Source organism: Ilumatobacteraceae bacterium, from assembly GCA_033344875.1.
Lineage (GTDB): Bacteria > Actinomycetota > Acidimicrobiia > Acidimicrobiales > Ilumatobacteraceae > Ilumatobacter.
In genome coordinates this window covers 3,114,287-3,139,623 of record JAWPMO010000001.1, presented here as the reverse complement: position 1 = coordinate 3,139,623, position 25,337 = coordinate 3,114,287, and the positions used below count along the sequence as shown (strand labels likewise).

Genomic DNA, 25,337 nt, shown 5'->3' with positions numbered 1-25,337 from the left:
AAGGGGCACTCATGACGACGACGTTGTTGCGAGGCGGGATCGTGGTCGACGGTACTGGTAGCCCCCCTCGCCGGGCCGATGTCGTGATCGACGGCGACGTGATCGCCCGGGTCGACGATGACATCGATGGCTCGTTCGATCGCACGATCGACGTGACGGGCCTGGTCGTGTCGCCTGGTTTCATCGACTTGCACACGCACTACGACGCACAGGTCTTGTGGGATCCCGACATGACTCCGTCGTCGTGGCATGGGGTCACGACTGTGGTGGCGGGCAACTGCGGTTTCGGGATAGCGCCGGTTCGTCCCGACGACCGTTCTGCGATCGTCAACACCCTCGAGACCGTCGAGGGCATGTCGCGAACCGCTCTGACGGAAGGGATCACCTGGGAGTTCGAGACCTTTCCCGAGTACCTCGATGCCGTGCGACGGCGTTCATTACGCTCCAATATGGCCTTCTTCATCGGCCACACACCGCTGCGCATCTATGTGATGGGCGACGACGCCTTCGAGCGAAAGGCGACGAGTGACGAGATCGCCGAGATGGTCGGTCACGTCCGCGACGCGATGGCCAACGGCGCCGTCGGGTTCGCGACGTCGGCGTCGCCGACGCACGTCGGTGATCGTGGCCGCCCGGTGCCGAGCCGACTCGCCGGTGCCGACGAGATAGAACAGATCGTGGCCGAGGTCGGCAGGTGGGGCGGGCTGCTCCAAGCGACGGCGGGTCCGGGGCTCTCGCCGACGGATTTCAGTCGGCTGAGCGTGGCGCACGGCGTGAAGATCACCTGGGCTGCCGCCCTGGTCGGTCAGGAGTCGTTCCTCGCCGACATCGCCGGCATGCAGGAACTGCGCCGCCCGGCGATCGAGGTCGTCGAGGCGCAGGCTGCGCTCCCGGGCAATGTGTGGCCACAGGTCACCCCCCGTCCGGTGACGTTCCAGATGATGCTGGATGTCCCGCCCGGATCCTTGGCGTCGTTGCCGGCGTTCCACGACATCTTCGAAGTACCCAGAGCGGAGCGGCTCGACGTCTATCGGACGACGGAGTGGCGTGATCGGGCCCGGCCGCAGGTACTCGAGGCCTGGCGTCACCGCTGGTCGCGGATCACCGTCGCGGAGTCGACCGCCGATTCGTCCGCCGTCGGCCGAACGCTCGAGGATCTGGCCGCCGCTCGCGACACCACGCCGTTCGATGTGATGGTGGACCTAGCGGTCGGCGGGACGACCCGCTACCGCGAGGTGCTCCTGAACGACGATCCCGAGCAGGTGGTCCGGTTGCTCGAGCACGAATCGACCACGCTCGGGTTGTCCGACGCGGGCGCGCACGCGAGCCAACTGTGCGACGCCTGCCTGCCGACCGATCTGATCGCTCGCTGGGTCCGGGATCGTGCAGCATTCAGCCTGGAACACGCCATCCACATGTTGACGGGACAACCGGCTGAGATCGTCGGACTGGCGGATCGTGGCACGATCGTCGCTGGTCACAAAGCGGACCTCGTCGTGTTCGACCTCGACACGATCGACACACAGCCCGAGCAGCGATGGTTTGACCTGCCCGGCGACGAGGACCGGGTGGTCGTCGAGAGCGTCGGCTTCGTCCACGTGTGGGTCAATGGCACCCAGGTGCGACAGGACGGAATCGAACTTCTCGTCACCGAGGCCGCAGGCCGGATCGTGGGCGGGACGCGGTTGGGCCGGTCGGACGGGTGATTCCGTACGACCGATGATTCGGCCGACGACGAGTCACGCAGGGCGCGCGCTCGTCAAGTTATGACCTCGTCGATGGCGCCCGACACCTGATCGACGTCGGGCAGCGGACGGGCCGAACCGTACGTGACGAGTTCGATCAGATTCCGGTAGGGGTCGGTGATCCAGCCGAAGGCCAGTCGTCGGTCCGCAGTGGTCGTAGCCGTACGGTTGCGCCGAACGACACGAGCGGGGTCTGAGCCACGAGGCCGACGCCGACCGTGAGATCGACCCGTCCGTTCGCGACCCGCTGGCGGTCACGTCCGGACTCCACGGATCTTGGGTCCAGCCGTGCAACGTCGATATGGTGTGCACTCGTAGCCCGAGGTCCGACAGACTCGCCCGACCGATCGGAATCGTGTCTGCAGCACGCATTCGCTCGACGACAGGTGTGTCGACATCGGCGACCGCGCTGACGGGGCCACGACGCCACAGCTCGGTCATCGGTCGAGTTCTTCGGCGGCGGGTCTCACTACTGCGAGCGACGATCTCAAGCGGGGTCGTCCCACCGTCCGAGGGGCGGTGGGTGTTCGTCGGCGACGAACAGTCCGTAGGGGCCCATGCTGATGAAGAAGAACTCCGCTCCCTCCGGGCCAGGGGTTTCCGGGCCGTAGGCGTAGCCGCCCCGAACCCATCGGAAGCTGCCTTCCCGAAAGACACCCTCACCTTCGATGTGCAGTTCACCGCGGCGCACGATGTAGAGCGTGTCGGAGCGGTGCCAGTGGGTTCGCCCACCGATGCCGGGCATCAGCTTGACCGCCATCGCATAATGGCCGGATTCGGGATCGACGAGCGTCTTGGTGAAGACCAGCGACGCCGATGCATCGCCGTCTTCACCGACGTAGGGCACCCAGGGAAGTGCGTCGAGTTCGATGACGGTGCAGGGGGCGAGCGGGTCCGCCGGCGTCACGACCAGTTCCGATCCGAGACGGGCGGTGAGTGTGTCGGAGATGTTCACGACGGACCTTTCGATGACGAGGGTGGGTGTGTCCCGTCCCCCAGGTGATTGATCAACATTTTAATGATAGAAAACATTGGTGCCTCGGACAAGCGCGCCGACGGTCGCTGCGAGCCGGATCACCCGTGACGCCGCAACCAGTCCGTGATCATCTCCGCCAGCTGAACCGGCTGCTCGGGCAGCATCGCGTGACCGGCGCCCCCGAGCATGCGGAGTTCGCCCCGATTCCCGAGATCCCCGATCAGCTTCTCGCCGTTCGCCGGCGGTGCGATGACGTCGTTCGCGGCTTGGACGACGAGCACGCGGGCGTCGCCGCTGCGCCACCACACGTCGGGGTCGATGTCGGTCATCGAACGCCCCTGCATCTGTGCGACCGCAGGGTGCCAGCCGTCCCGCCAGGGCGCCGGATCGTTGCCCGGAGCGAAGAACGCGCGGCGGACCGCCTCGAGGTGACGTTCGGCGTCGAGTGACTCGTCGAAGACATCGATCAATGCCCGGCCATCGACCGGCTCCGGCAGGATCGCGCCTCCACAGCCGAGGAGGATGACGCCGGCGACGAGGGTCGGATGTCTCGTTGCGACCATCCGTGCCACACGGTTCCCGAACGCGTGCCCGAGGACGAATGCGGGTCCGCCGTAGTGCGCGATCACCGCGGCGACATCGTCGCTCAAGCCGCGGAGGTCGACGTCGTCGGGGCCGGGCTCCGAGCCCCTGATCCCGCGTGGTTCGGGAGCCACCACGCGGTATCCGACGGCGGCGACCAGTTCGGCCAGCTCGTCGAAGTCGTCGGCGCTCCTCCCGAGCGACGCGATCATCACCAGCGTCGTCCCTCGGCCGGCCACGCGGACCTCGAGCCGACCGTCGGGTCCGGCGATCAGATCGATGTGCACGCCGGAACCATCATCAATCATCTATACCTTTGACATCTTTGCGTAGACAGATGTTACACTACCAACCGTCGACGCCGATCGCGATCGACGATGCCGAGGGGAAAGTGGGTGAGAATGCGGTTCTGGAGCCGTGCTACGGCCGATCCTGATCGAATTGTGCTCGTCACCGCGGGCGGTGTCGAACATCGGGCCGGTGAGGTCCTCGCGATGGCGAATCGGATCGTCGATCGAGGTCGGGCCGACGGTGTCGGCGTCGGAGACGTCGTGGCGACCGTGCTGCCCAATGGTCTCGAGATCATGGCCGCCTATCTCGCCGCCATGCAAGCCGGTTGGTACCTCACACCCGTCAACCATCATCTGACCGAGTCGGAGATCGCGTACCTCATCGCCAACTCCGAGGCGCGATGCGTGATCGCTCACGAACGCTACGGCCAGACGGTCGGTGCCGCGCTCGCCACACTCGAATCACCGCCGACGACGGCGTTCGTCGGAGAGGTCGACGGCTACCAGTCGTTCGAACAGTGGATCTCCTCGGCCTCCCCGGCAACGCCGGACGACCGAACGGCCGGCGCCGTCATGTACTACACGTCGGGAACGACCGGTCGTCCGAAGGGTGTCCGGCGCCCGCTCCCCGACTCCTCACCGGACGATGCCGCGATCCCCTTCCTCGACATGCTCGGCTTGTTCGGGATCACCACGTCGAGCGACGACGTCCACCTGTGCACGTCACCGCTGTACCACACGGCCGTGCTCGCGTTCGCCGCGTCGGCGCTCCACACCGGTCAGCAGGTCGTGCTGATGGACCGGTTCGACGCAGCGCAGACGCTGGAGCTCATCGAGCGGTACGGCGTCACCAACTCGCACATGGTGCCGACCCAGTTCCATCGGCTCCTCGCCCTTCCGGACGCGGTCCGCAAGGGCGTCGACGTGTCGTCGCTCCGCTACGTGGTCCACGGGGCGGCACCGTGCCCGCCCGACGTCAAACGGCGAATGATCGAATGGTGGGGGCCGGTCATCTACGAGTACTACGGCACGACCGAGGGTGGTGGAACCTTCGTGAACTCATCGGATTGGCTCGCGCGCCCCGGCACGGTCGGGCGCGCGTGGGAGGGCGCCGACCTTCGCATCCTCGACACCGAGGGTGAACGGGTGCCGTCGGGGGAGATCGGTTCGGTGTACATCTACCTCGGACCGGAAGGCTTCCGGTATCACAATGACGACGAGAAGACGGCCGCTTCGCGGGTCGGCGACTACTTCACCGTCGGCGACATCGGCTACATGGACGACGACGGCTATCTCTTCTTGAAAGACCGGTCGTCGAACCTGATCATCGCAGGCGGCGTCAACATCTACCCCGCCGAGATCGAGAACGCCCTGCTGTCGCACGACGACGTCGCGGACGTCGCCGTGTTCGGGATACCCGACGATGACCTGGGTGAGCGCGTGGTCGCGGTGGTCGAAGCGCGGAACGAGCCTCCCGACGTCGAGGCGCTGCGAGCGCACTGCGAGCGGCTCCTGGCCCGATTCAAGGTGCCGCGCGAGTTCTCGTTCATCGATCAGCTTCCCCGCGACCCGAGCGGCAAGTTGTTCAAACGCAAGGTTCGCGAGACCTACCTCGCGAGCTCCAAATCTCCGATCGGCGCCGCTGGTCAGAGCAATCCAGGGTCGTCAGACCTCGAGTGAAAGGAAGACCGACATGCTGAGACGAAAGCTCATGGCAGGCGCGCTGGCGCTGGCGCTGGTGACGACGGCGTGCGGGGGGGACGACGACGATGCCTCCCCGGACGAGCCGACCGCCGACGATGCCACGACCGATGACGAACCAGCCGGTGATGAACCGGCTGATGACGAACCGGCCGATGACGAACCTGCGGGAGACGAGCCGTCCGATGACGACTCGGGCGACGACGCCACCTCCGGTGACGAACCAGGTGACGAACCCGCCGGCGACGCCGACGGTGTCCTGAGGTACCCGTGGGTCGCCCCGACGAGCCTCGACCCCCACAAGTCGTCGATCGGCGCCGACAAGTACGTCCTGTATCCGATGTACGACCGCCTGGTGCACCTCTCACCCAATGTCGAGCCGGTGCCCGGACTCGCCACGTCGTGGGAGTTCTCCGACGACGGGTCGTACCTCGAACTGCAACTGCGCGAAGGCGTGGTGTTCCAGGACGGGGAGCCGTTCGATGCCGAAGCGGTCAAGGCCAACATCGAGCGAGGTCAATCGCTCGAGGGTTCGTCGGTCGCCGGCAACCTCGCGGTGATCGAATCGGTCGAGGTCATCGACCCGCTGACGGTCCGCTTCAACCTGTCGGGGCCGGCTGCATCGTTGCCGATCACGCTCGCCAACCAACCCGGGATGATGATCAGCCCGGCGGCGCTCGACAATCCTGACCTCGACCAGAACCCCGTCGGTGCCGGAATGTACCGTCCGACGTCGTACGAGCCCGGCGTGAAGCTGACGCTCGAGGCGTGGGACGAGTACTGGGACCAAGAGGCTCAGCAGCTCGGCGGTATGGAGATCGTGATCATGCCCGACTTCACCGCCCGCTTGAACGCCCTGCGCGACGATCAGCTCGACGCGGCCCGCCTCGAACCGGCTCAGGCCGCCGAGTTGGAGTCCGCTGGTCTGAACCTGCTGAAGCAGGACTCGATCGAGATCGGCATGCTGCAGCTCAATCGAGCGAAGGCACCGCTCGACGACGTTCGAGTTCGTCAGGCGCTCAACCACGCGATCGATCGCGAGGCCATCGTCGAGGGGCTGTTCTTCGGCCTCGGGACACCGTCCGTGCAGATCTATCCCGAGGGATTCCTCGGCCACAATCCGGACGTCTCGGCTGATCGCTACGCCTACGACCCGGATCGTGCCCGGGAACTCCTGGCCGAGGCCGGCCTGGAGGACGGATTCTCGATGGAGATCAACGTGGCGGCACTCGACTTCGTCGTCGCCTACGCCGAAGCGATCCAGGCCCAGCTCGGAGAGATCGGCGTGGACGTCACGGTCAACGCCGTCGAACTGTCGCAGTATGGTCAGGTCGTGTACGTCGACGCGAACGGCGAAGGTACCGCGGTGATCGGAGCCGCTCGACCGGACCCGAGCGAGACCGCCCTCCAGTTCCAACCGGGGGCGTTCACCAACCCCGGCGGTGCATCATCTCCCGAGGTCGAAGCGCTGTATCAACAGAGCCTCGATTCGACGCTGACCATCGAGGAACGCGACGCCGTTCTCCAAGAGCTCTCGGCAACGCTCGTCGAGCAGGCGTTCGCGATCGTGATCTTCCATCCGCAGAACCCGTGGGGCTTCAACGACAAGGTCACGGGTCTGCAGAGTTGGAAGGACGTCATCGAGTTCCGTGGTGTCGGGATCAGTTCCTGAGCCCTGGTGAATTGACGGGTTGACGACGATGCGACGGGCAGTAGTGAGGCGCTTGCTGGCGCTGATCCCGCTGCTGCTCGTCGTGTCGTTCATCGTCTTCTCGTTGCTCCTGCTGACGCCGGGCGACCCGGCCATCACGTTGGCGGGCGACAATCCAACGCCCGAACAGATCGCCGAGATTCGTAGCCAGCTGGGACTCGACGATCCGATCATCGTCCAATACGGACGGTGGGTGTCGGATGCGGTTCGTGGCGACTTGGGGACGTCGCTGTACAGCTCAGCGTCGGTCACCGATGCGATCTGGTCACGACTCCCGGTCACGCTGTCGCTGACCGGTGCCGCCATCATCTTCTCGGTGATGGTCGCGGTGCCGTTGGGGCTGCTGGCAGCCCGACGTCCGGGAGGCGTCATCGACCACGCGTCCACCGGTGTGGCGACCATCGGCATCGCGTTGCCGAGCTTCTGGATCGGCATGGTGCTCATCATCGTCTTCGCACTCCGCCTGGGATGGTTCCCGCCCGTCGGATACGTGAGTTTCGGTGACGACCCACTCGAGTGGGCACGGCACATGGTGCTCCCGGCCATCGCGCTCGGGACGGCCGGTGCCGCCGAGACGACACGCCAGTTGCGCGGGGCGATGCTCGACGTGCTCGATTCCGACTACGTGCGCACCGCTCGGTCGAAGGGCATGCGGGGCGGGACCGTGTTGTACAAGCACGCGCTGAAGAACGCCGGCAGCCCCGTCCTCACCGTGCTCGGCCTCCAGGTGACCTTCCTGCTCGGCGGCTCGGTGATCATCGAGCAGATGTTCGCGATCCCAGGACTGGGATCACTGGCGATCACGGCCGTCCTGGCGCGCGACATCCCCATGATCCAAGGGGTCGTCCTCGTTGCGGTGGTGGTGTCGGTCGGAATCAACCTCCTCGTCGATCTCGCCTACGCCTGGCTGAACCCGAAGGTTCGGGCCTGATGAGCATCGTGATCGAACCGATCGATGACGACCTCGGGCCGCGCCCACCGTCCGATCCCGCCGAACCGGCCCGTCGCTCGACGTTCTGGCGACGTTTCGCATCTCGCCGCTCCGCGGTCGTCGCGCTCGTGTTCCTCGCTGTCGTCGTCGTGATCGCAGCCTTCGCCCCGCTGTTCGCCCCGGCTGACCCAGACGCGCAGAACCTTCGGCACGTGCTCGAAGGCCCGAGTGGTGAGTACTGGCTCGGTACCGACGAACTCGGCCGGGATGTCCTGAGTCGATTGGTGTTCGGCGCGCGTGTCTCCTTGCTCGCCGCCACGGAGGCGGTGCTGGTCGGCATCGTGCTGGGTGTGCCCGTCGGTTTGATCAGCGGGTTCTTCCGCGGCTGGTTCGATGCGGTGGCCAGCCGGGTCGCCGACGGCGTCCTGAGCTTTCCTCCACTCCTGCTCGCGATCGCGATCGTCGGTGTGCTCGGCCCCGGGCTCACCAACGCCATGCTCGCGATCGGCGTGGTCTTCTCCCCGCGGTTCTTCCGGGTAGTACGTGGCAGTGTGCTCGCCGTCCGGGAGGAGACCTTCGTCGATGCCGCCAGAACGATCGGCTGCACCAACGCTCGGATCATCCGTTCCCACGTGCTGCCGAACGTCGTCTCCCCGCTGCTCATCCAGATCATGTTGGCCACCGGGCTGGGCATGCTCTCCGAGGCCGGTCTCAGTTTTCTGGGTCTCGGTGTGCAACCGCCCGACGCGAGTTGGGGTTCGATGCTCGGATCGTCGTACCGTCACGTCTCGCGCGCGCCGTGGCAGGCGGTGTATCCCGGTGTTGCGATCGTGACCGTGGTCCTGGCGTGCAACATGATCGGCGAGGGGCTGCGCCGAGGCTTCCGACGACGAGGGGAACGGCAGGCATGAGCCGGTTCACGACCGACAAGGCACCGGTGGTCACGCCCGACCGAGCCGATGCTCCCGTCCTGGAGATCGAGGAACTGACCGTCGAATTCCTGACCGACGTCGGATGGCGTCCCGTGGTCGAGGACGTCGGATTCTCGGTGGATCGCGGCGAGGTCGTCGGATTGGTCGGTGAGTCGGGCTCGGGCAAGTCGGTGACCTGCCTCTCGATCACCCAGTTGCTTCCCGCCCGGACCTCGCGCATCGCCACCGGCAGGATCCTGCTCGATGGCCGCGACCTCCGAGCGGTCACCCCACGCCAACTCGAAGATGTGCGCGGTCGCGAGATCTCGATGATCTTCCAGGAGCCCATGACGAGCCTGAACCCGGCGTTCACGGTGGGCGAACAGATCGCCGAAGTCGTCCGACGCCATCGGGGGAGTTCGCGACGTGACGCGACGCTGCGGGCCGTCGAAATGCTCGACGCCGTCGGTATCGCCGCGCCGAAGCAGCGGATCCATGCCTACCCCCACGAACTCTCCGGCGGCATGCTCCAGCGGGCCATGATCGCCATGGCGTTGTCGTGCGAGCCGAGCCTGTTGATCGCCGACGAGCCGACGACCGCGCTCGACGTCACCGTGCAAGCTCAGGTCCTCGACGTCTTGCGGTCCATGTGCGCCGAGTTCGGAACCGGGGTCCTGTTCGTGACCCATGACCTCGGCGTCGTCGCCGATCTCTGCGATCGAGTCGTCGTCATGTACGCCGGCCAGGTGGTCGAGCAGGCGCCGATCGAGACACTTTTCGACGCACCGAATCATCCCTACTCGTGCGCACTGCTCGACGCACTCCCGCAGTTGGGAGCGCGTCGCGGACGCCTGTCGAGCATCCCCGGCGTCGCACCGCGAGCCGGCCGGTTCCCGACGGGTTGCCGCTTCCACCCGCGCTGCCCCGCATCGACCGAAGCATGTGCCGCCGAGAGCGTCGACCTCGAGTTCTACGAAGACGGGCGGGCCTCACGGTGCATCCGCCGGACCGAACTCTTCGCCGGTGGCACCCCGTGACCGACTCGACGTTGCTCCGTGTGGAAGACGTCGCGGTCACGTTCTCGCGCCGTCGTCGCGTGCGCGTGGGTGGCGGAGTGCGTGCGCTCGACGGCGTCTCGTTCGAGCTCGGGCGTGGTGAGACGTTGGGAGTCGTCGGCGAGTCCGGCTCCGGCAAGAGCACGCTCGCCCGCGTCGTGATGCGATTGCTCGAGGCCGACCGCGGCAAGGTGGAACTCGACGGGGTGCGCATCGACGAGCTCTCCGCCAAGGCCCTCCGGCGGCTCCGGCCCCAGTTCCAGATGGTGTTCCAGGATCCGTACTCGTCACTCGATTCGTCGATGACGGTGGGCGAGTCCATCGCCCAACCCCTCGTCGTTCACCGCACCGTCAGCAAGTCCGAGCGCACGGAGATGGTCGGTGGGCTGCTCGAACGAGTCGGTCTCGACCGCGACTATGCCGACCGGTACCCCGACGAGCTCTCGGGCGGTCAGCGGCAACGAGTGGCGATCGCCCGTGCGCTCGCGTTGGAACCGAAGCTGATCGTGTGCGACGAGTCGGTGAGTGCACTCGACGTCTCGACCCAGAACCAGGTCATCAACCTTTTCGAGGACATCCAACGCGACAGTCGGACGTCGTACCTTTTCATCGCGCACGACTTGTCCGTGGTGCGGCACATCGCGCATCGAGTCCTCGTGATGTACCTCGGCAGGGTCGTCGAGTCCGGCCCGATCGAGCGGGTCTTCTCGGCGCCCGCTCACCCGTACACCGAAGCCCTGCTCTCGGCCATCCCGATCCCGGACCCTCGCGTCCAGCGGTCACGCGACCGGATCACGCTCGAGGGCGACCCGCCCGACCCGACCGCGATCCCGAGCGGTTGTGCGTTCCACGACCGTTGTCGGTACGCGATGCCGCGCTGCTCGGTCGATGAGCCACGACTCCAACAGCTCGATGGCGGTGGCGAGGCCGCCTGCCACCTGCTCGATCTCGATGAGGAAGTGCACCTCGAAGGGCTCGACGCGGCGGTGGGTGTCGACCGACCCGTCCGCATGCCCGGGCTCTCATGAGTGGGTCCGACGACGTCGTACGGTTCGACGTGTCGGACGGCATCGCGATCATCACGATCTGTCGACAAGAGGTACGCAATGCCGTCGACCATCGTGTCGCCGCCGGCCTCGAAGCAGCACTCGACACGATCGACGCTGACGACCGGATCAGGGTCGCGGTGATCGCCGGTGACGGGTCGTACTTCTGCTCGGGCGCCGACCTGAAGATGATCGCCGAGGGGACCGTCACCGCGATGACCGACCGCGGCGGATTCGCCGGAGTGGTCGAGCGTCAACGACAGACTCCGCTGATCGCAGCGGTCGAGGGTGGCGCACTGGCCGGAGGACTCGAGATCGTGCTGGCGTGTGATCTCGTCGTCGCCGGGTCATCGGCCAGTTTCGGCATACCGGAGGTCAAGCGTGGGCTCGTAGCCGGCGGTGGCGGACTCGTCCGGCTTCCGCACCGCATCCCTCGCAACGTCGCGATGGAGCTCGCGCTCCTGGGCGAGCCGATCACCGCCGGACGCGCGCATGCGCTCGGCCTGGTGAACGTCATCGCCGATGACGGGCGCGCGCTCGAGACCGCCCGGGCGTTGGCGGTCGACATCGCCGCCAACCCGTCGGTCGCCGTCCGCGAATCCAGGTCGGTGGTCGAAGCATCCGCCGACCTCGGCGAGGCGGCGGGCTGGGAGTCGAACGCACGAGCGATGGCGGTCGTGCAGGCGAGTGCCGACTTCATCGAGGGCCCTCGCGCGTTCGTCGACAAGCGACCGCCGCGCTGGGACGCCGATTGACGACACCGATGAAGCGAGTGGCACCCGTCCGCTGCCGCTTGGTCGAGCTGCACCCGTTGCCCAGTGCCCCTGATCAGGTCCCGCCTCCCTAAGATGTGTATCTTTCCTAATCTCGACATCATCGCGATGGCAGGCGGAACTCACGGCGGTGGCGTTCGGCTCCAATCTCCAGCCGAACGTCGAGACGCGGGCTGGCCTGATCCACCCGGCCGAGCAGGACTACTGAACCCGCCCCGTGCGGTTCCGGAACAATGTCAATCATCAAGATGAAGCCAGACCAACCGCCGGTTCACCGCCGTGGACCGCTCAGACTCGAAGGTGGAGTTCGTGCCAGAAGCGCTACATGAAGGACGCAGGCAGCTTCGTCAGCCGCGTCTCGCCGAAATGGTCGCCGACACGCTGCGTCATCGGATCCTCAGTGGTCAACTCGCCGATGGGTCGACGCTGCCCAAGCAGGAGGAGCTGATCGAGGAGTTCGGCGTCTCCAAACCGTCGATGCGCGAGGCGTTTCGGATCCTCGAGACCGAGGGACTGATCACCGTCCAGCGGGGCAATGTCGGCGGAGCGATCGTTCACGCACCACAAGCGTCGAATACGGCCTACATGCTCAGCCTCGTGCTCCAGTCGCGCGAAGTCTCGCTGCACGACGTGGGCGCGGCGATCAAACACATCGAGCCGGTGTGCGCCGCGCTGTGTGCCGCGCGCGACGACCGGATGACGACCGTCGTCCCGCGTCTCACCGAACTCCACGAGGCCGCGATCGCGTGTCCGGCCGACGACGAGCTGAAGATGACCCAGTACGCACGGTTGTTCCACGAGGAACTCGTGGCCGGATGCGGCAACGAAACGATGATTCAGCTCGTGGGTGCGCTCGAGACGCTGTGGTCGGCCCACCAACAGGAATGGGCGCAGCGCGTGAGCGCGCAAGGTGAGTTCCCCGACGAACAAGTGCGTGCGAACTCATTGGCCAAGCACCAGGAGATTCTCGATCTGATCATCGCCGGTGATGCCGACGCGGTGGAGCGAGCGGCTCGCCACCACCTGGAAGGTTCGATCTTCTACGCCGTCTCGGGCGGCGGCGCGATGGGGATCAACGCAGCAGCGCTGCGCTGATCACGTGTTCCGCCGGAGCGTCAGAACTCGCCGAGATTGTCGGCATACGACGGGGCATGCGCCAGCACCCCGCCGTCGACATTGAACACCTGCCCGGTGATGAAGCCGGCCAGGTCCGACGCGAGGTAGGCCACCATCGACGCGATGTCGTCAGGTGTGCCCGCTCGTTCGATCAGACGTCCGCGCCGGAACCGAGCCGACGCGGCAGGATCCAGATTGGCGAGCGCGATCGGGCTCAGGATCAGACCCGGAGCCACGGCGTTGGCGCGGATGCCCCGGTGTCCGTACATCGTCGCCACATACTTGGTGAACATCTCGACCCCCGCCTTCGAGGAGCCGTAGGCGGCCCGCAAGATGTCGCCGGCCTGACCGGCGGTCGAGGTCGTGTTGACGATGCACCCACTGCCCTGTTCGAGCATCACCGGAACGGCATGTTTGCACCCGAACATGACGCCGCGCAGGTTCACCGCATGTGTGAGATCCCAGAGCTCGGCTGTCATCTCGGTCAGGTCGCGATCGCGGCCGAGAACGTCGTTGGAGAGTGCAGCGGCATTGTTGTGGAGCACATCGATGCCGCCGAACTCGCGCTTCGTCAGACCGATCATCTCGGCGACCTGGTCTTCGTCGGTCACGTCGACGGTGACGGCGATCGCAGTGCCTCCAGCGTTGTTGATGCCGTCGGCGACGGCGGTTGCGCCGTCGCCGACGATGTCGGCGACGGTCACCGAAGCGCCGAGCCGCCCGAACGTCGCCGCAGTCGCCGCGCCGACTCCGGATGCTGCTCCGGTGATGATCGCCCTTTTTCCGTTGAGGTCGATCATCAGCTGCTGACCGCCGGGGAGTTCGTTCGTCGGAACTGAGGCAGGGCCCGACCGTCGTCGAGCGGGAGCCAGGCGAGTTCCAGTGGTTCGTCGATCGACAGCCCGTCGAGGTCGTCGTCGATCAGGTTGGACAGCACACGCAGTCCGGGTAGCAGGTCGACGAGTGCCACCATCCGGTCGGGGGTGTCACCGCGACCGCGATGCATGGCCCACGAGTACAACCGGGGTTCGAATTTCGGTTCGGTCCACTGCAGGTCGGGCCGCCAGCAGTGGGGGCAACGCGGACGTGGCGTCGCTGCCCACGTGTCACACGATTCGCAGCGCTGCACGACCAGGCGGCGCTCGCGTGTCGCGTCCCAATACGGTCGGCTCCACTCGGACGGGGTCAACTCGATCGGCGTCATACGGTGGCCTCTCCTCCGAGCACGATGGTTCCGGTCGACGACAGCACGCCACCGCAGCCGTGGGCGACCGAGATGTCGACGTCGTCGACCACCTGTCCGCTCGAACGACCGCGTAGCTGCCGTGCCGCTTCGACGAGCAAGAAGACGCCGAACATGCCGGGATGGGTGTAGGACAGTCCGCCGCCACTCGTGTTCGTGGGGAGTGAGCCGCCCGGTTCGATGTGGCCCGCTTCGACGAATGCACCGCCGTCGCCCTTCGCGCAGAACCCGAGGTCCTCGAGCGCGAGCAGCACCGTGATCGTGAAGGAGTCGTAGATCTGGAGCACGTCGACGTCGGCGGGCGTGATGCCTGCCATTGCGAAGGCGTTCGGACCACTCACGGCGCCCGGGGTGACCGTGAGATCCTCCATCGCCGGAATCGTCAGATGACTCTGGGCGCTGGCCGCGCCGAGCACGAACGCGGCGTCCGGTCGGAGTTCGCGAGCGCGGTCGGCCCGGGTCATGACGACGGCTCCGGCGCCATCGGTGATGAGGCAACAGTCGGCGGGTCGCAACGGCCCACAGATCGCGGACTGTGCCATGACGTCGTCGACGGTCAGAGGTTCACGGTTGCGGGCGCGAGGGTTGTCGGCCGCCCACGATCGTGACGCCACCGCGAAGCGTGCGAGTTGCTCAGGCGTCGTGCCGTGCACGGCCATGTGCCGCTGAGCAGCGAGTGCGTACGGGCCCAGCGGCATCATGATGCCGTAGGGGGCTTCGAACTCGGCGAAATCGGTACCCCACGGTGCGGGATCACCACGCAGTGCGCCGGTGCGCTTGCGATCGCCCTTCGGGGTGTTGGCGTAGACGATGAGCACGGTGTCGCACAGACCGGCCGCGATCGCTGCGGCGGCGTGTTCGACGTGGAGTTCGAAGCTCGACCCGCCGACGTGTGTGCTGTCGACCCACCGGGGCCGGAGACCCAACCGTTGCGCGGTGAGCAGCGGGCTCATCGCGCCGCCTGCGATCGCGAGACCATCGACCTGATCGGGGGTGAGACCCGCATCGGCGATCGCCTCGGCCGCAATCCGCATCTCGAGCGCGAGGCCGTGGTCGGGGAGTTGGCCGCTCGGGTCGGCATCGTCGGCGACACCGACGATCGCCGTGGCGCCGCGTAGATCGAACGTCATCGTGTGACCTCCCGCGACGCGATCAGGTCGTTCCAGGGCAGATCACGGTCGACCTTCGGCTCGGCCGGCAGACCGAGCACCCGGTCGCCGATCGTGTTGCGCTGAATCTCGGTCGTGCCACCGCCGATCGTGTTCGATCGTGCGTTGATGAATGCCTTGACCACGTCGATGTCCTCCGTTCCGTCACCCATGCGATCCTGTGCCATGACGTCCGGCTGCTCGAAGTCGTATCCCGAGATCAGCATCCCGTTCGCACCCTGCATGCGTACAGCGAAGTCGAAGATGTCCTGGGGCAGGATGCCGATCGCGAGTTTGAGCACCGATCCCTCGGGTCCGGGCGTACCCGACCGGCGCGAGGCATCGGCTCGCAGCGCGGTGAGACGGATGACCTCGGCGCGACTCCAGAGCCGCATCAACTCGTCGCGGGCGACCGGGTCGTTCCGGTCGGTCGCCTGCCAGGCACGCACCGCGTGACCGATCGGGCCGAAACCGCGAGGCTTCTTGGCGGAGTCGCCGTTGTGTGCCCGCTCACTCATCAGCGTGCCGATTGTGACGCGCCAGCCGGCTCCCGGCTCACCGACCCGCATCGAATCGTGCACGCGTGCGCCGTCGAAGATCACTTCGTTGAACTCGGCCTCGCCACTGATCTGGCGCAGCGGCCGGACGTCGATCCCCGGCACGGTCATGTCGACCAGAAAATAGGTGAGCCCCTGATGCTTCGGGAGTTCGGGGTGGGTTCGCGCCACACAGATCCCCCACTTGGCGATGTGACCCATCGTGGTCCACACCTTGTGGCCGTCGAGGATCCACTCGTCGCCGTCGCGTTGCGCGGTGGTCGTCACCGCAGCCAGGTCGGAACCGGCATCGGGCTCACTGAAGAGTTGGCACCAGATCTCCTCGCACGTGAACAGCGGGCGGAGCAGACGCTCCTGCTGTTCGGTGGTGCCGAACGCTTCGATCGTGGGTGCGGCGGTTCCGACGCCGACGAAGTTGTGGAGGTAGTTGCTGGTCACGCCGGCCGCGATCAGGCGCTGGTTGACGACCTCTTGCAGCTGGGGTCGCACGCCGAGTCCGCCGTGGCCCTCGGCGAAGTGGACCCAGGCCAGTCCGAGATCGAACTGGGTCGCCCAGATCGTTTCGCGCGGCGTGGTCGTGGGATCGTGGAGCTCGAGCAGTCGGTCGACCCGCTCGGTGACGAGCTGTCGCTCGCGGTCGGACGGAGCGTCGGTGACCGCCATCATCGACGCCCGACGCGCCGAAGGCCTGCGAGGGACACGGTCGGAATCGTGCTGCCAGTGTTCATAACATTACAATCATAGCGATGGAAGTTGCCGGAGTGAAAGTCGAATCCACACACCCCGGTCGTTCGTTGTGGGACCTGGTCGAGCGTCGTGCCGACATGTCACCCGGAGCGCTCCTCGCGACCGACGAGCTGGGCCGTCGACTCACGTTCGCGGCGTACCGTGACCGGTGTCGGACGCTGGCCGTCGAACTCGCCGCCCGAGGTGTTCGTGGCGGCGACGTCGTGTCGTGGCAGATGCCGACCTGGCTCGAGAGTCTCGTGCTGACCGGAGCGCTCGACTTCTTGCGAACGATCCAGAATCCGTTGTTGCCGCAGTTGCGGGCCCGCGAGGTCGGGTTCATCGTCTCCGAGGTCGCGGCGTCGTGGTACATCCACCCCGGCACGTGGCGCGGCTACGACTACTCGGCGCTCGGCAGTCGGCTGGTCGACGACGTGGTGCCGTCGCTCGGAACGATCGAGATCGGACGTCCGCACCTGCCCGAACGCGACGGTGAGGTCGTCGCGCCGGTCGCAACGGGCCGCGACGAGCGCACCGACCACTGGTACTTCTACACCTCCGGCACGACCGGCGTGCCCAAGGGCGTCCGGCACGGCCACGAGTCGGTGGCCGCCGCGACGTCGTCCATGTGCGCCGGGATGCAGATCGTCGCCGACGACCACAGCGTCGTGGCGTTCCCGTTCACGCACATCGGTGGCATCAACTGGCTGATGGCGTCGCTGATGACCGGGTGTTCGCTGCTCGTCGTCGAGTCGTTCGCGGCGCCCGAGACGATGGACCTCATCGCCGGCGAGCCCGTCACGCTCGCCGGGGTCACGACGGCGTTCCACCTCGCGTACCTCGCCGAGCAGCGGGAACGAGGGCCCGATCGGCCGCTGCTCCCGCGTGTGCGCGCGTATCCGGGTGGCGCGGCACCGAAGCCCCGGACACTCCAACAGGATCTCGTCGAGACCGTCGGCGGTGTCGGCATCATCTCGGGGTTCGGGCTGACGGAGTTCCCGATGATCACGATGAACTCGATCGACGATCCGGCGAGCTCTCGCGCGATCAGCGAAGGACGGCCGTCACCCGGGGTCGAAGTGGCCATCGTCGGCGCCGATGGACGCGAGTGCGGTCCGGGCGAGGACGGTGAGATCTGTGCCCGCGGCCCGCACCGAATGTCGGGATACGTCGATGCTTCACTCGATGAAGCGGTCTTCGACGCCGACGGCTTCTTCCACACCGGTGACCTCGGACATCTGGATCCGGACGGCTTCCTCGTCGTCACCGGACGGTTGAAGGATGTCATCGTGCGAAAGGGCGAGAACATCAGCGCCCGCGAGGTGGAGGAACTGATCTTCAGCCATCCCGACGTCGCCGACGTCGCAGTCGTCGGGCTCCCGGACGGGGAGCGTGGCGAGTTGGTGTGCGCTGCGGTCACCGTTGTCGCCGGACGTTCTGTCGACTTCGATCGCATCGTGTCGCACCTGCGTGACCTGGAGGTCATGTCGCAGAAGTTTCCCGAGCGGGTCGTGGTGGTCGACGAACTCCCGCGCAACGACTCGGGAAAGATCGTGAAATCGGAGCTGCGAGACCGGTTGGTCGATCGTGGGGGGACGACGTGAACACGCCGATGACGGGCCGAGTCCGATGACGGATCTGCCCGAGTTCGACCTGCTGCGTCTCGAACGGGTGTCGACGACACGATTCCGTCTGCCGGTGACCACCGCGCTCGCAACACCGTTCGGCAGGATGTACGGCGGCATCGGCGTCGCGGCGTGTGCCGAGGCCGCCGAACAAGCGACCGGGCGACCGCTGCAGTGGATCACCACCCAGTTCGTCGGTTCGGCCGTGCCGTCGGAGAACATCGACATCGAGGTCACCGTCCCGGCGGCGGGAAAGACGACGACGCAGTCGCACGTCACCTGCACGATCGACGACCGGACGGTGTTCACGTCACTGTGCGCGCACACATCGCGCGCCGGCGGCGACCGGGCCCACTTCGGCGCGATGCCGGATGTGCCGAGTCCGAATGATTGTGGCATCGATCCCTTCGAGGGTGCGCCGACGGGCTCGTTCCTCGATCGGATCGAGCGTCGCCTGGCGACCGATGACGAGGCCGGCGGGGTCGGCGCTTTCGCCGATGGACGGGTGATGCTCTGGTGTCGCGTTCGCGACGGAGCCATCGGTAGCCCTGCGACTCAGGCGTTCGTGACCGACATCATCCCGCTCGCCGTGTGCGCTGCGCTGAATGTTCGAGCGACTGGCATCAGCCTCGATCACACCGTGCGGGTCATCGATCCCGAGCCATCGGAGTGGGCGTTGATCGAGTTGATCCCCGATGGGTTCCATCGCTCGACCGGTCACGGTTCGTTGCGCACGTGGAGCGAGGACGGACGCCTGCTGGGGACCGCCCAACAGAGCAGCATCATCCGACTCGAACCACTCGACTCACCGTGACGACGCCGGTCTGTCGGTTCGAGCCGTCCTCCGATCGGAGCGCGTCGATCATCGATCGCTCTCCTGGCCGTCGAGACCAGACGGCACCGGCGCGACGTGGGCTTCGCGATCCTGTTCGACATCACGAATCGCCGACGGCGCGCGATCTGATCGTCCGTCGTCGGCGCGGACGACTACGGTTGCACTTGCACTGACCACTCGATCGCTTGGTCATGTTCCAGGAAGGAGTTCGTCCATGCACGTGGGATATGCGGTGTCCTTCCAGAATCCGGCCGAGCACAAGACCGACGCCGAGGTGTACGCCACCGAGACCTCCCTCATCGACGCCGCGGTCGACTACAGCTTCGACTCGATCTGGGTCGTCGAACACCATTTCACCGACTACTTCCTGTCGCCCGACCCGGTGCAGTTCCTCACCTGGTGTGCGGCGCGCTACCCGGACGTGCGTCTCGGAACCGGGGTCATCGTGCTGCCGTGGCACGATCCGGTGCGTTGCACCGAGCAGATCACGATGCTCGACAATCTGTCGAACGGACGCATGATCCTGGGTATCGGACGCGGACTCGGCAAGGTCGAGTACGACGGATACCGGGTTGACATGAACACGTCCCGAGAACGGTTCGTCGAGTACGCCGAGTTCGTCCTCGAAGGTCTCGAGTCGGGAGCGGTCGAGGCCGACGGCGAGTTCATCACCCAACCCCGACGCGAAATCCGACCGCGACCTGTGCATTCGTTCCGCGGCCGCACCTACGCCGCGTCGATGTCTTCCGAGGCGATGCCGATCATGGCCAAGTTGGGCGTCGGTGTGCTGGTGGTGCCCCAGAAGGAGTGGTCGGCCGTCGGAGAGGATCTCGACGCCTACCGTTCGGCCTGGGCCGACCGTCACGGTCCCGACGTGGCGCCACCGGCTCCGCTCTGCGCCGGCAACATCGTCCTCCACGCAAACGCGGACACTGCGAGAGAGCGCGCCCACCGCTACATCGGTGGCTACTACCACTCGGTGATCGAGCACTACGGGTTCAACGAGAACGCTCACGCCGGCGTGCGCGGCTATGAGTTCTATGCGGGCATCGGCAAGCACGTCGAACGGCGTGGAATGGACGGCGCCGCGGCCGACTACGTCAACCTCATGCCGTGGGGGACGCCTGATCAGGTCTTGGACAAGCTGTCGACGTTGCGTGATCTCCTGGGCATGGCGGCGTTCAATCCGTCGTTCAACTTCGCGGACATGCCCGAAGACGTCGCGCACGAGAGCCTGTCGCTGTTCGCGACCGAGGTCCTTCCGGTGCTGAAGGAATGGCGCACCGAGGAGCTTGCCGAGGTACGCCCCAGGAGGGCGCAGTCGACGGTCTCGTGAAACGGGTCACCGCCGGCCGGTGCACACGCCAGCACCACGCAGCGTCGCTATCATCTGAAAGATAGACATTTATGGATGGGAGCGGTGACAGTGAGTGCGGAGGTCGACAGCGGGAGTCAGGACGTCACCGACGACGTTCTGTTCGATGTGACCGACGGCGTCGCACGGATCACGCTGAACCGTCCGCACCGGCGCAACGCGACGTCGCGACCCCAACGCGTCCGGATCATCGAGTTCCTCGACGACGTCTCGAAGCGGTGGGATGTACGAGCGTCGTACTCTCCGGCAGTGGCGGCTCGTTCTGTGCCGGCGCCGACCTGGGCGCGCCACTCCTCGGGCGACCGCGACCGGACAGCGCCACATTCCGAGCCGTCGGTGAGGTCGCCGGTGGGATGCACGATCGCGTGGTGCACGTCGCTCGTGAATCGGTCGCTCCCTCCCGGGCGCGACGACTCGCTCGCACTCGAAGCGGTCGTTCGAGATCTCAACATGACGACCGTCGATGCGGGCGAAGGCATCAGCGCCTACCTCGAATGCCGGCCCACCAGTGACGTCGGTTGGTGAGACACATGACGGTCGATCAGCATCTGTCCCTTGTCCACGACGATGGCCCGTTCTCGTACGTCTTCGAGCGGATCGCCGCCCGTGTGGGTGATCGCGCCGCCGTCGTCGACGCCGACGGCTCCACGGTCTCGTGGTCAGAGTTCGTACAGAACTCGAATCGGATCGCCGCCCACCTGCTCGATCGCGGGCTGGGACGTGGCGATTCGATCGCCGTGTTCATGCGGAACTCGTCGGCGTTCCTCGAGACGTATGCCGCGTCGTTCCGCGCCGGTTTCGTTCCGGTCAACATCAACTATCGGTACGGCGCCGAGGAGACCGACTACCTGCTCGCGGATTCCGGGGCGCGGGCGGTGGTCTACCACGCCGCGTTCCGTGACGTGATCGAGACGGTTCGAGCAACGGCTTCCGACGACGTGGTCTGGATCGAGGTACCCGACGGAACCGCGGGGAGCGCGCCGGAGTGGGCGACCGACCATCGCGCCATCGCGGCGACCGACAACTCTGCCGAGGAGAGCGCGGCGCTCTCGAACTCGGCACCGAGCGGCGACGTGCCCATCTTGCTCTACACCGGGGGGACGACCGGCATGCCGAAAGGCGTGATCTGGCGTCAACGCGACCTGTTCGAGATCCTGCTCGCGAAGGGAAACCCATGGCGTGACCTCCCGGCCCCGGAATCGTTGGATCACCTGGTCGACGTCGCGACGTCGCGTCCGGGGCCGGTCGACGTCGCGGCGTGTCCGTACATGCACGCGACCGGGTTGTTCAACCAACTGATCACGCTCGCGGCCGGTGGGACGAGCGTCGTCGTGCCGGGCGAGTCGTTCGACGCTCACGTCCTGTTGACCACCGCAGCGCGTGCGGGCGCGACGTTGCTCGTGATCGTCGGAGATGCGATGGCCCGACCGATCGTCGACGCGCTCGACGCCATCGGTGACCGACTCGACCTCGAGTCACTCGTGGCCGTGGTGTCGTCGGGCGCGACCTTCAGCCGGGTCGTGAAGGAGCGATTGCTCGAGCATCTGCCCGACATCTCGATCGTCGACGCCTTCGGATCGTCGGAAGCATCGGGGATCGGCATCAACATCTCGACGCGCGGGGACGTCCGCGACACCGCCGACTTCGTGCTCGGGCCGCAGGTCAGGGTGATCACCGACGACGGAGAGTTCTTGGCGCCGGGCGAAGCCGGCGAGGGGCTGGTGGCGCTCGGCGGTGTGCTGCCGGTCGGATATCACAATGATCCCGACAAATCGGCCAGCACCTTCCGGGAGATCGACGGCGTTCGATACGGGATCCCGGGTGACTTCGCTCGAGTCGATGCCGACGGAACCTTGCACCTGTTGGGGCGTGGCTCATCATGCATCAACTCGGGAGGCGAGAAGATCTATCCCGAAGAGGTCGACGAAGTGGTGCGCCGCCACCCGGCGGTGGCCGATGCGGCGTGCATCGGCGTGCCCGACGACCGTTTCGGGGAAGCGGTCGCCGCGATCGTGTCGTGTCGTGAGGGCGCGTCGATCGACTTGGAGACGCTCCGGACTCACGTGAAGTCGCAGCTCGCCGGCTACAAGGCGCCGCGCCGTCTGATCGTCGTGGACGAAGTGCTTCGGAGTCCGTCAGGCAAGCTGGATCATCGGTGGCTCCGAGCGACGGCGGGCGACTGATCGTTCAACGAGGTTCGCGCGGAAGCCCGAGCACTCGCTCGGCGACGATGTTGCGCTGGATCTCGCTCGTGCCGCCGAAGATCGTCCCGGCGAGAGCGAACAGAAACGCGCTCTGTACGGCGCCGGCCGGGTAGTCGTGCACCACGGCGCGATCGCCGAGTCCGACGCCGACCGCAGGCTCGTCGGCACCTGACAAGATCTGCCCGTCGGCTCCCATGAGGTCGATGGCGAGATTGGTCAACCGCTGCTGCGCTTCGGTCCACGCGATCTTGGTTCCCGCTTCCAGTGCGGCGGTCGCGGCTTGCCGTTCTGGGTGCAGCACGCTCGTGAGGACCCGGAGGCCGCCGATGCGCATGAGGTCGATCTCGGTGTGCGCGCGCGCCAACGCCTGTCTGACGATCGGGTCGTCCGTCAGGCCGCGCTCATGGGCCCGGGCGATCATCGCGTCGAGATCGCGGGCGTACCGCTGCCAACTGGACGTTGCCGACGTGCCGCGTTCGAATCCGAGCGTGGACATCGCGACGCGCCACCCCTCGCCGATCGGTCCCACCGTGTTCTCCACGGGGCAGATGGCGTCGTCGAAGAACACTTCGGCGAACCCGGCGGTGCCGTCGGGCTGGACGATCGTGCGAACCTCGACGCCAGGTTGGTCCATCGGCATCAGGATGTAGGAGATCCCCTGGTGGCGTGTGGTCTCGGGGTCGCTGCGCACGAGCATGAAGCAATAGTCGGCGTCCTGCGCCTGACTCGTCCAGATCTTGTGGCCGTTGACTCGCCAGTCCGAACCGTCTCGGACTGCGCTCGTTCGGAGCGACGCGAGGTCCGACCCCGAATCGGGCTCGGAAAAGCCTTGGCACCAGATCTCCTCGCCGCGCGCGATCGGGGGGAGGAAGCGAGCCTTCTGCTCGGGTGTCCCCCAGTGCAGGACCGTCGGACCGAGCAGGATCTCACCGCCGGCGGGTGGTTGGATCGGCACACCGGAGTTCGCCAACTCTTCGGCGAGCACGATCGCTTCGATCTGCTGCAGACCGCGGCCGCCGTACTCCGTCGGCCAAGTCGGCGTCGCCCAGCCAGTCGCGTGGATGCGCTCGTTCCACGCGTCGCAGAACGCGATCCAATCCGAGCCGGTCGGCCGGTCGCCGTGGAACCAGCCGTCCGGCAGTTCCTCGTCGAGCCAGTCGCGAACGACGGATCGGAACGCCTCGGCTTCCGGCGGGTAGGTCAGGTCCATTCGGGGTGACTCCGTTTCGATGGGTACGTGGACTTCGAGAACGACATCGGTCAGCCGGTGAACGCATCCGAGATCCGGCGGAGCGCGGCCATCGGGTCGTCCGTCCCGTACTGGACGGTGACCGCCACGTCGGTGGCGCCGGCCTCGAGGTGGGCGTCGATCTGCTCGATGCAGTGTGTCGGCGAACCATGGATGATCAACTGGTCGACGAGTTCGTCGCTCACGGCGTCGAGAGCCTGCCGGCGTCGTCCGGCAGCCCATTCGTCCCAGACGGGTCGGAGCAACTCGTCGTTGGCCAGCCATCGATGGAACGCCGCGTAGGCGGGAACATTCAGATACGACGCGATCAGCGGGCGGGCGCGCCGGCGGACGAGGTCGGGGTCGATGGCGGGAGCGACCGTCACCCAGACCACGAGTCGTGGGGTGACGCCGTCGGGTGCGTTGGCGCGGAGCTCGCGTGCGACCTGGGCGGTGTGGGCCGGCGCGACCCATGTCGTGATGGCTCCGTCGGCTCGGCGCGCGGCGAGCGAGAGCATTCGAGGCCGGAGTGCGGCGATCAGGAGCGAGGGCGGCGCGGCCGGTGGTCGGTCCAGCTTGAATCCGGTGACGTCGAACGTGTCGTACGACTTCGTGACGCGTTCGCCGTTCAGGGCGCGGCGGAGGAAGTCGAGCATGTCGGCGGTTCGCTGATAGGGCTGGGAGAACTCGCCGGCGTTCCAATCGCCGACGACGATCGGCGACGACGCTCCGATGCCGACCGAGGCCCGCTGCGGCGCGAGTTCGGCCAGCGCCGCTGCGGTGGTCGCGAGGACGCCGGGGCCACGGGTGAACGCCGGCAGAATGCTGGTGCCGACGTGCATGCGTGGTTCCCATGCGGCTGCCGCAGCCAACGGCACCACGGCGTCGAGACCGTTGGCTTCCCCTGCCCAGAGATGGCGGACACCGAGGTCGGCCAACTCGACGATCGCTGGGCCGTGTCGATGCAGCGGGAGATCACCGAGCGGCATGGTCACACCGACGCTCATCTGGGTGCTCCGATGCACACCGTCGACCTCAACATAGCTAAGATTGTATAGATGGATGCGGAGCGAGAGCGAATCGTCGAGGACGACGCATGAGTGTCCGGATGACGGCAGCGGAGCGCGATACGTTCCTGGAACAGGCCGACACCGGGGTGCTCGCAACGTTGCGGCGCGACGGGAGTCCGATCGCGTTGCCGATGTGGTTCGTGATGATCGATGGTGACGTCCACATCCGGACCCGAGCGTCGGCACGCAAGGTCGGCCGGATCGCACGCGATGGGCGGGCATGCTTCGTCGTCGACAGCGGAGCGGCATGGGTCGATCTCCGCTCCGTGGCGATCAGCGGCACGATGGTCGAGGTGACCGGTGACGCCGCGACCGCGGTCGAGGACGCGCTGAACGACAAGTACCGTGGTCGCGGGGTTCCCGACGAGGTCCCGACGGCCACGTCGGCGCACTACGCCGACGAGACGATGTACTACCGGCTGGTGCCCGAACGGCGCGAGCTCACGTGGGACAACTCGAAACTGGTCCGCCCGACGGCGTGACCGGCGT

Annotated in this window: 23 protein-coding genes; 15 read left to right on the top strand and 8 right to left on the bottom strand. The window is 66.6% G+C overall.

All coding sequences use genetic code 11. The features are described from left to right. Window positions 1-11: 11 nt before the first annotated feature. Window positions 12-1,706, top strand: coding sequence for an amidohydrolase family protein (locus tag R8G01_14845; protein MDW3215276.1), 1,695 nt, complete (start codon window positions 12-14; stop codon window positions 1,704-1,706). 526 nt (window positions 1,707-2,232) lie between these two features. Here the strand turns inward: R8G01_14845 and R8G01_14840 are convergent. Together R8G01_14840 and R8G01_14835 are read right to left on the bottom strand one after the other, a co-directional pair. After that, the gene (locus tag R8G01_14840) at window positions 2,233-2,700 is read right to left on the bottom strand and encodes a hypothetical protein (GenBank protein ID MDW3215275.1); all 468 of its coding nucleotides are present in this window, start codon (window positions 2,698-2,700) and stop codon (window positions 2,233-2,235) included. A gap of 119 nt (window positions 2,701-2,819) precedes the next feature. Next, the gene (locus R8G01_14835; protein MDW3215274.1) at window positions 2,820-3,590 is read right to left on the bottom strand and encodes an alpha/beta hydrolase; all 771 of its coding nucleotides are present in this window, start codon (window positions 3,588-3,590) and stop codon (window positions 2,820-2,822) included. A gap of 90 nt (window positions 3,591-3,680) precedes the next feature. Between R8G01_14835 and R8G01_14830 the strand changes: the two genes are divergently transcribed. The 8 genes from R8G01_14830 (at window position 3,681) to R8G01_14795 (ending at window position 12,816) form a co-directional block, all read left to right on the top strand. Next, window positions 3,681-5,273: an AMP-binding protein gene (locus R8G01_14830; protein ID MDW3215273.1), complete on the top strand. Its 1,593-nt coding sequence runs from the start codon at window positions 3,681-3,683 to the stop codon at window positions 5,271-5,273. 13 nt (window positions 5,274-5,286) lie between these two features. Then, the gene (locus R8G01_14825) at window positions 5,287-6,966 is read left to right on the top strand and encodes an ABC transporter substrate-binding protein (GenBank protein ID MDW3215272.1); all 1,680 of its coding nucleotides are present in this window, start codon (window positions 5,287-5,289) and stop codon (window positions 6,964-6,966) included. A 28-nt stretch (window positions 6,967-6,994) separates the two neighbouring features. After that, window positions 6,995-7,936 carry an ABC transporter permease gene (locus R8G01_14820; protein MDW3215271.1) on the top strand — a complete coding sequence of 314 codons (942 nt, stop codon included), beginning with the start codon at window positions 6,995-6,997 and terminating at the stop codon, window positions 7,934-7,936. Then, window positions 7,936-8,847, top strand: a complete 912-nt coding sequence (locus tag R8G01_14815; GenBank protein MDW3215270.1) for an ABC transporter permease — start codon at window positions 7,936-7,938, stop codon at window positions 8,845-8,847. Before R8G01_14820 ends, R8G01_14815 begins: the two co-directional genes overlap by 1 nt. Continuing rightward, on the top strand, window positions 8,844-9,884 hold the full coding sequence (locus R8G01_14810) for an ABC transporter ATP-binding protein (protein ID MDW3215269.1): 1,041 nt from the start codon (window positions 8,844-8,846) through the stop codon (window positions 9,882-9,884). The genes R8G01_14815 and R8G01_14810 overlap by 4 nt, the downstream gene beginning before the upstream one ends. Next, window positions 9,881-10,930 carry an ATP-binding cassette domain-containing protein gene (locus R8G01_14805; protein MDW3215268.1) on the top strand — a complete coding sequence of 350 codons (1,050 nt, stop codon included), beginning with the start codon at window positions 9,881-9,883 and terminating at the stop codon, window positions 10,928-10,930. Before R8G01_14810 ends, R8G01_14805 begins: the two co-directional genes overlap by 4 nt. Beyond that, complete coding sequence (locus tag R8G01_14800; GenBank protein MDW3215267.1) at window positions 10,927-11,703, top strand: crotonase/enoyl-CoA hydratase family protein; 777 nt, start codon at window positions 10,927-10,929, stop codon at window positions 11,701-11,703. The genes R8G01_14805 and R8G01_14800 overlap by 4 nt, the downstream gene beginning before the upstream one ends. A 327-nt stretch (window positions 11,704-12,030) precedes the next feature. Further along, window positions 12,031-12,816 carry a GntR family transcriptional regulator gene (locus tag R8G01_14795; protein ID MDW3215266.1) on the top strand — a complete coding sequence of 262 codons (786 nt, stop codon included), beginning with the start codon at window positions 12,031-12,033 and terminating at the stop codon, window positions 12,814-12,816. A 20-nt stretch (window positions 12,817-12,836) separates the two neighbouring features. Here the strand turns inward: R8G01_14795 and R8G01_14790 are convergent, their stop codons facing one another. From R8G01_14790 to R8G01_14775, 4 genes are all read right to left on the bottom strand, one after another. Further along, window positions 12,837-13,637: an SDR family oxidoreductase gene (locus tag R8G01_14790; GenBank protein ID MDW3215265.1), complete on the bottom strand. Its 801-nt coding sequence runs from the start codon at window positions 13,635-13,637 to the stop codon at window positions 12,837-12,839. Next, window positions 13,637-13,843 (bottom strand): hypothetical protein, encoded by a 207-nt coding sequence (locus tag R8G01_14785; protein ID MDW3215264.1) that lies wholly within the window; start codon window positions 13,841-13,843, stop codon window positions 13,637-13,639. Before R8G01_14785 ends, R8G01_14790 begins: the two co-directional genes overlap by 1 nt. Before the next feature lie 194 nt (window positions 13,844-14,037). Further along, on the bottom strand, window positions 14,038-15,210 hold the full coding sequence (locus R8G01_14780; GenBank protein ID MDW3215263.1) for an acetyl-CoA acetyltransferase: 1,173 nt from the start codon (window positions 15,208-15,210) through the stop codon (window positions 14,038-14,040). Continuing rightward, on the bottom strand, window positions 15,207-16,448 hold the full coding sequence (locus tag R8G01_14775) for an acyl-CoA dehydrogenase family protein (GenBank protein ID MDW3215262.1): 1,242 nt from the start codon (window positions 16,446-16,448) through the stop codon (window positions 15,207-15,209). Before R8G01_14775 ends, R8G01_14780 begins: the two co-directional genes overlap by 4 nt. An 83-nt stretch (window positions 16,449-16,531) precedes the next feature. Here R8G01_14775 and R8G01_14770 point away from each other — a divergent pair, with 83 nt between their 5' ends. From R8G01_14770 to R8G01_14750, 5 genes are all read left to right on the top strand, one after another. After that, window positions 16,532-18,115, top strand: coding sequence for a class I adenylate-forming enzyme family protein (locus R8G01_14770; protein MDW3215261.1), 1,584 nt, complete (start codon window positions 16,532-16,534; stop codon window positions 18,113-18,115). Window positions 18,116-18,140: 25 nt separating this feature from the next. Next, window positions 18,141-18,950, top strand: coding sequence for a thioesterase family protein (locus R8G01_14765; GenBank protein MDW3215260.1), 810 nt, complete (start codon window positions 18,141-18,143; stop codon window positions 18,948-18,950). A gap of 235 nt (window positions 18,951-19,185) precedes the next feature. Next, complete coding sequence (locus R8G01_14760) at window positions 19,186-20,307, top strand: LLM class flavin-dependent oxidoreductase (protein MDW3215259.1); 1,122 nt, start codon at window positions 19,186-19,188, stop codon at window positions 20,305-20,307. A 75-nt stretch (window positions 20,308-20,382) separates the two neighbouring features. After that, window positions 20,383-20,871: a hypothetical protein gene (locus R8G01_14755; protein MDW3215258.1), complete on the top strand. Its 489-nt coding sequence runs from the start codon at window positions 20,383-20,385 to the stop codon at window positions 20,869-20,871. A 5-nt stretch (window positions 20,872-20,876) separates the two neighbouring features. Then, window positions 20,877-22,529, top strand: a complete 1,653-nt coding sequence (locus R8G01_14750) for an AMP-binding protein (GenBank protein MDW3215257.1) — start codon at window positions 20,877-20,879, stop codon at window positions 22,527-22,529. Between the two features lie 4 nt (window positions 22,530-22,533). Here R8G01_14750 and R8G01_14745 read toward each other — a convergent pair whose 3' ends face one another. Both R8G01_14745 and R8G01_14740 read right to left on the bottom strand, forming a co-directional pair. Further along, window positions 22,534-23,760: an acyl-CoA dehydrogenase family protein gene (locus R8G01_14745; protein MDW3215256.1), complete on the bottom strand. Its 1,227-nt coding sequence runs from the start codon at window positions 23,758-23,760 to the stop codon at window positions 22,534-22,536. A gap of 50 nt (window positions 23,761-23,810) precedes the next feature. Then, a complete protein-coding gene (locus tag R8G01_14740) occupies window positions 23,811-24,785 on the bottom strand; it encodes an LLM class F420-dependent oxidoreductase (GenBank protein MDW3215255.1) in 975 nt (324 codons plus the stop codon). A gap of 89 nt (window positions 24,786-24,874) precedes the next feature. Between R8G01_14740 and R8G01_14735 the strand changes: the two genes are divergently transcribed. Next, window positions 24,875-25,330 carry a pyridoxamine 5'-phosphate oxidase family protein gene (locus R8G01_14735; GenBank protein MDW3215254.1) on the top strand — a complete coding sequence of 152 codons (456 nt, stop codon included), beginning with the start codon at window positions 24,875-24,877 and terminating at the stop codon, window positions 25,328-25,330. Window positions 25,331-25,337: the final 7 nt, after the last annotated feature.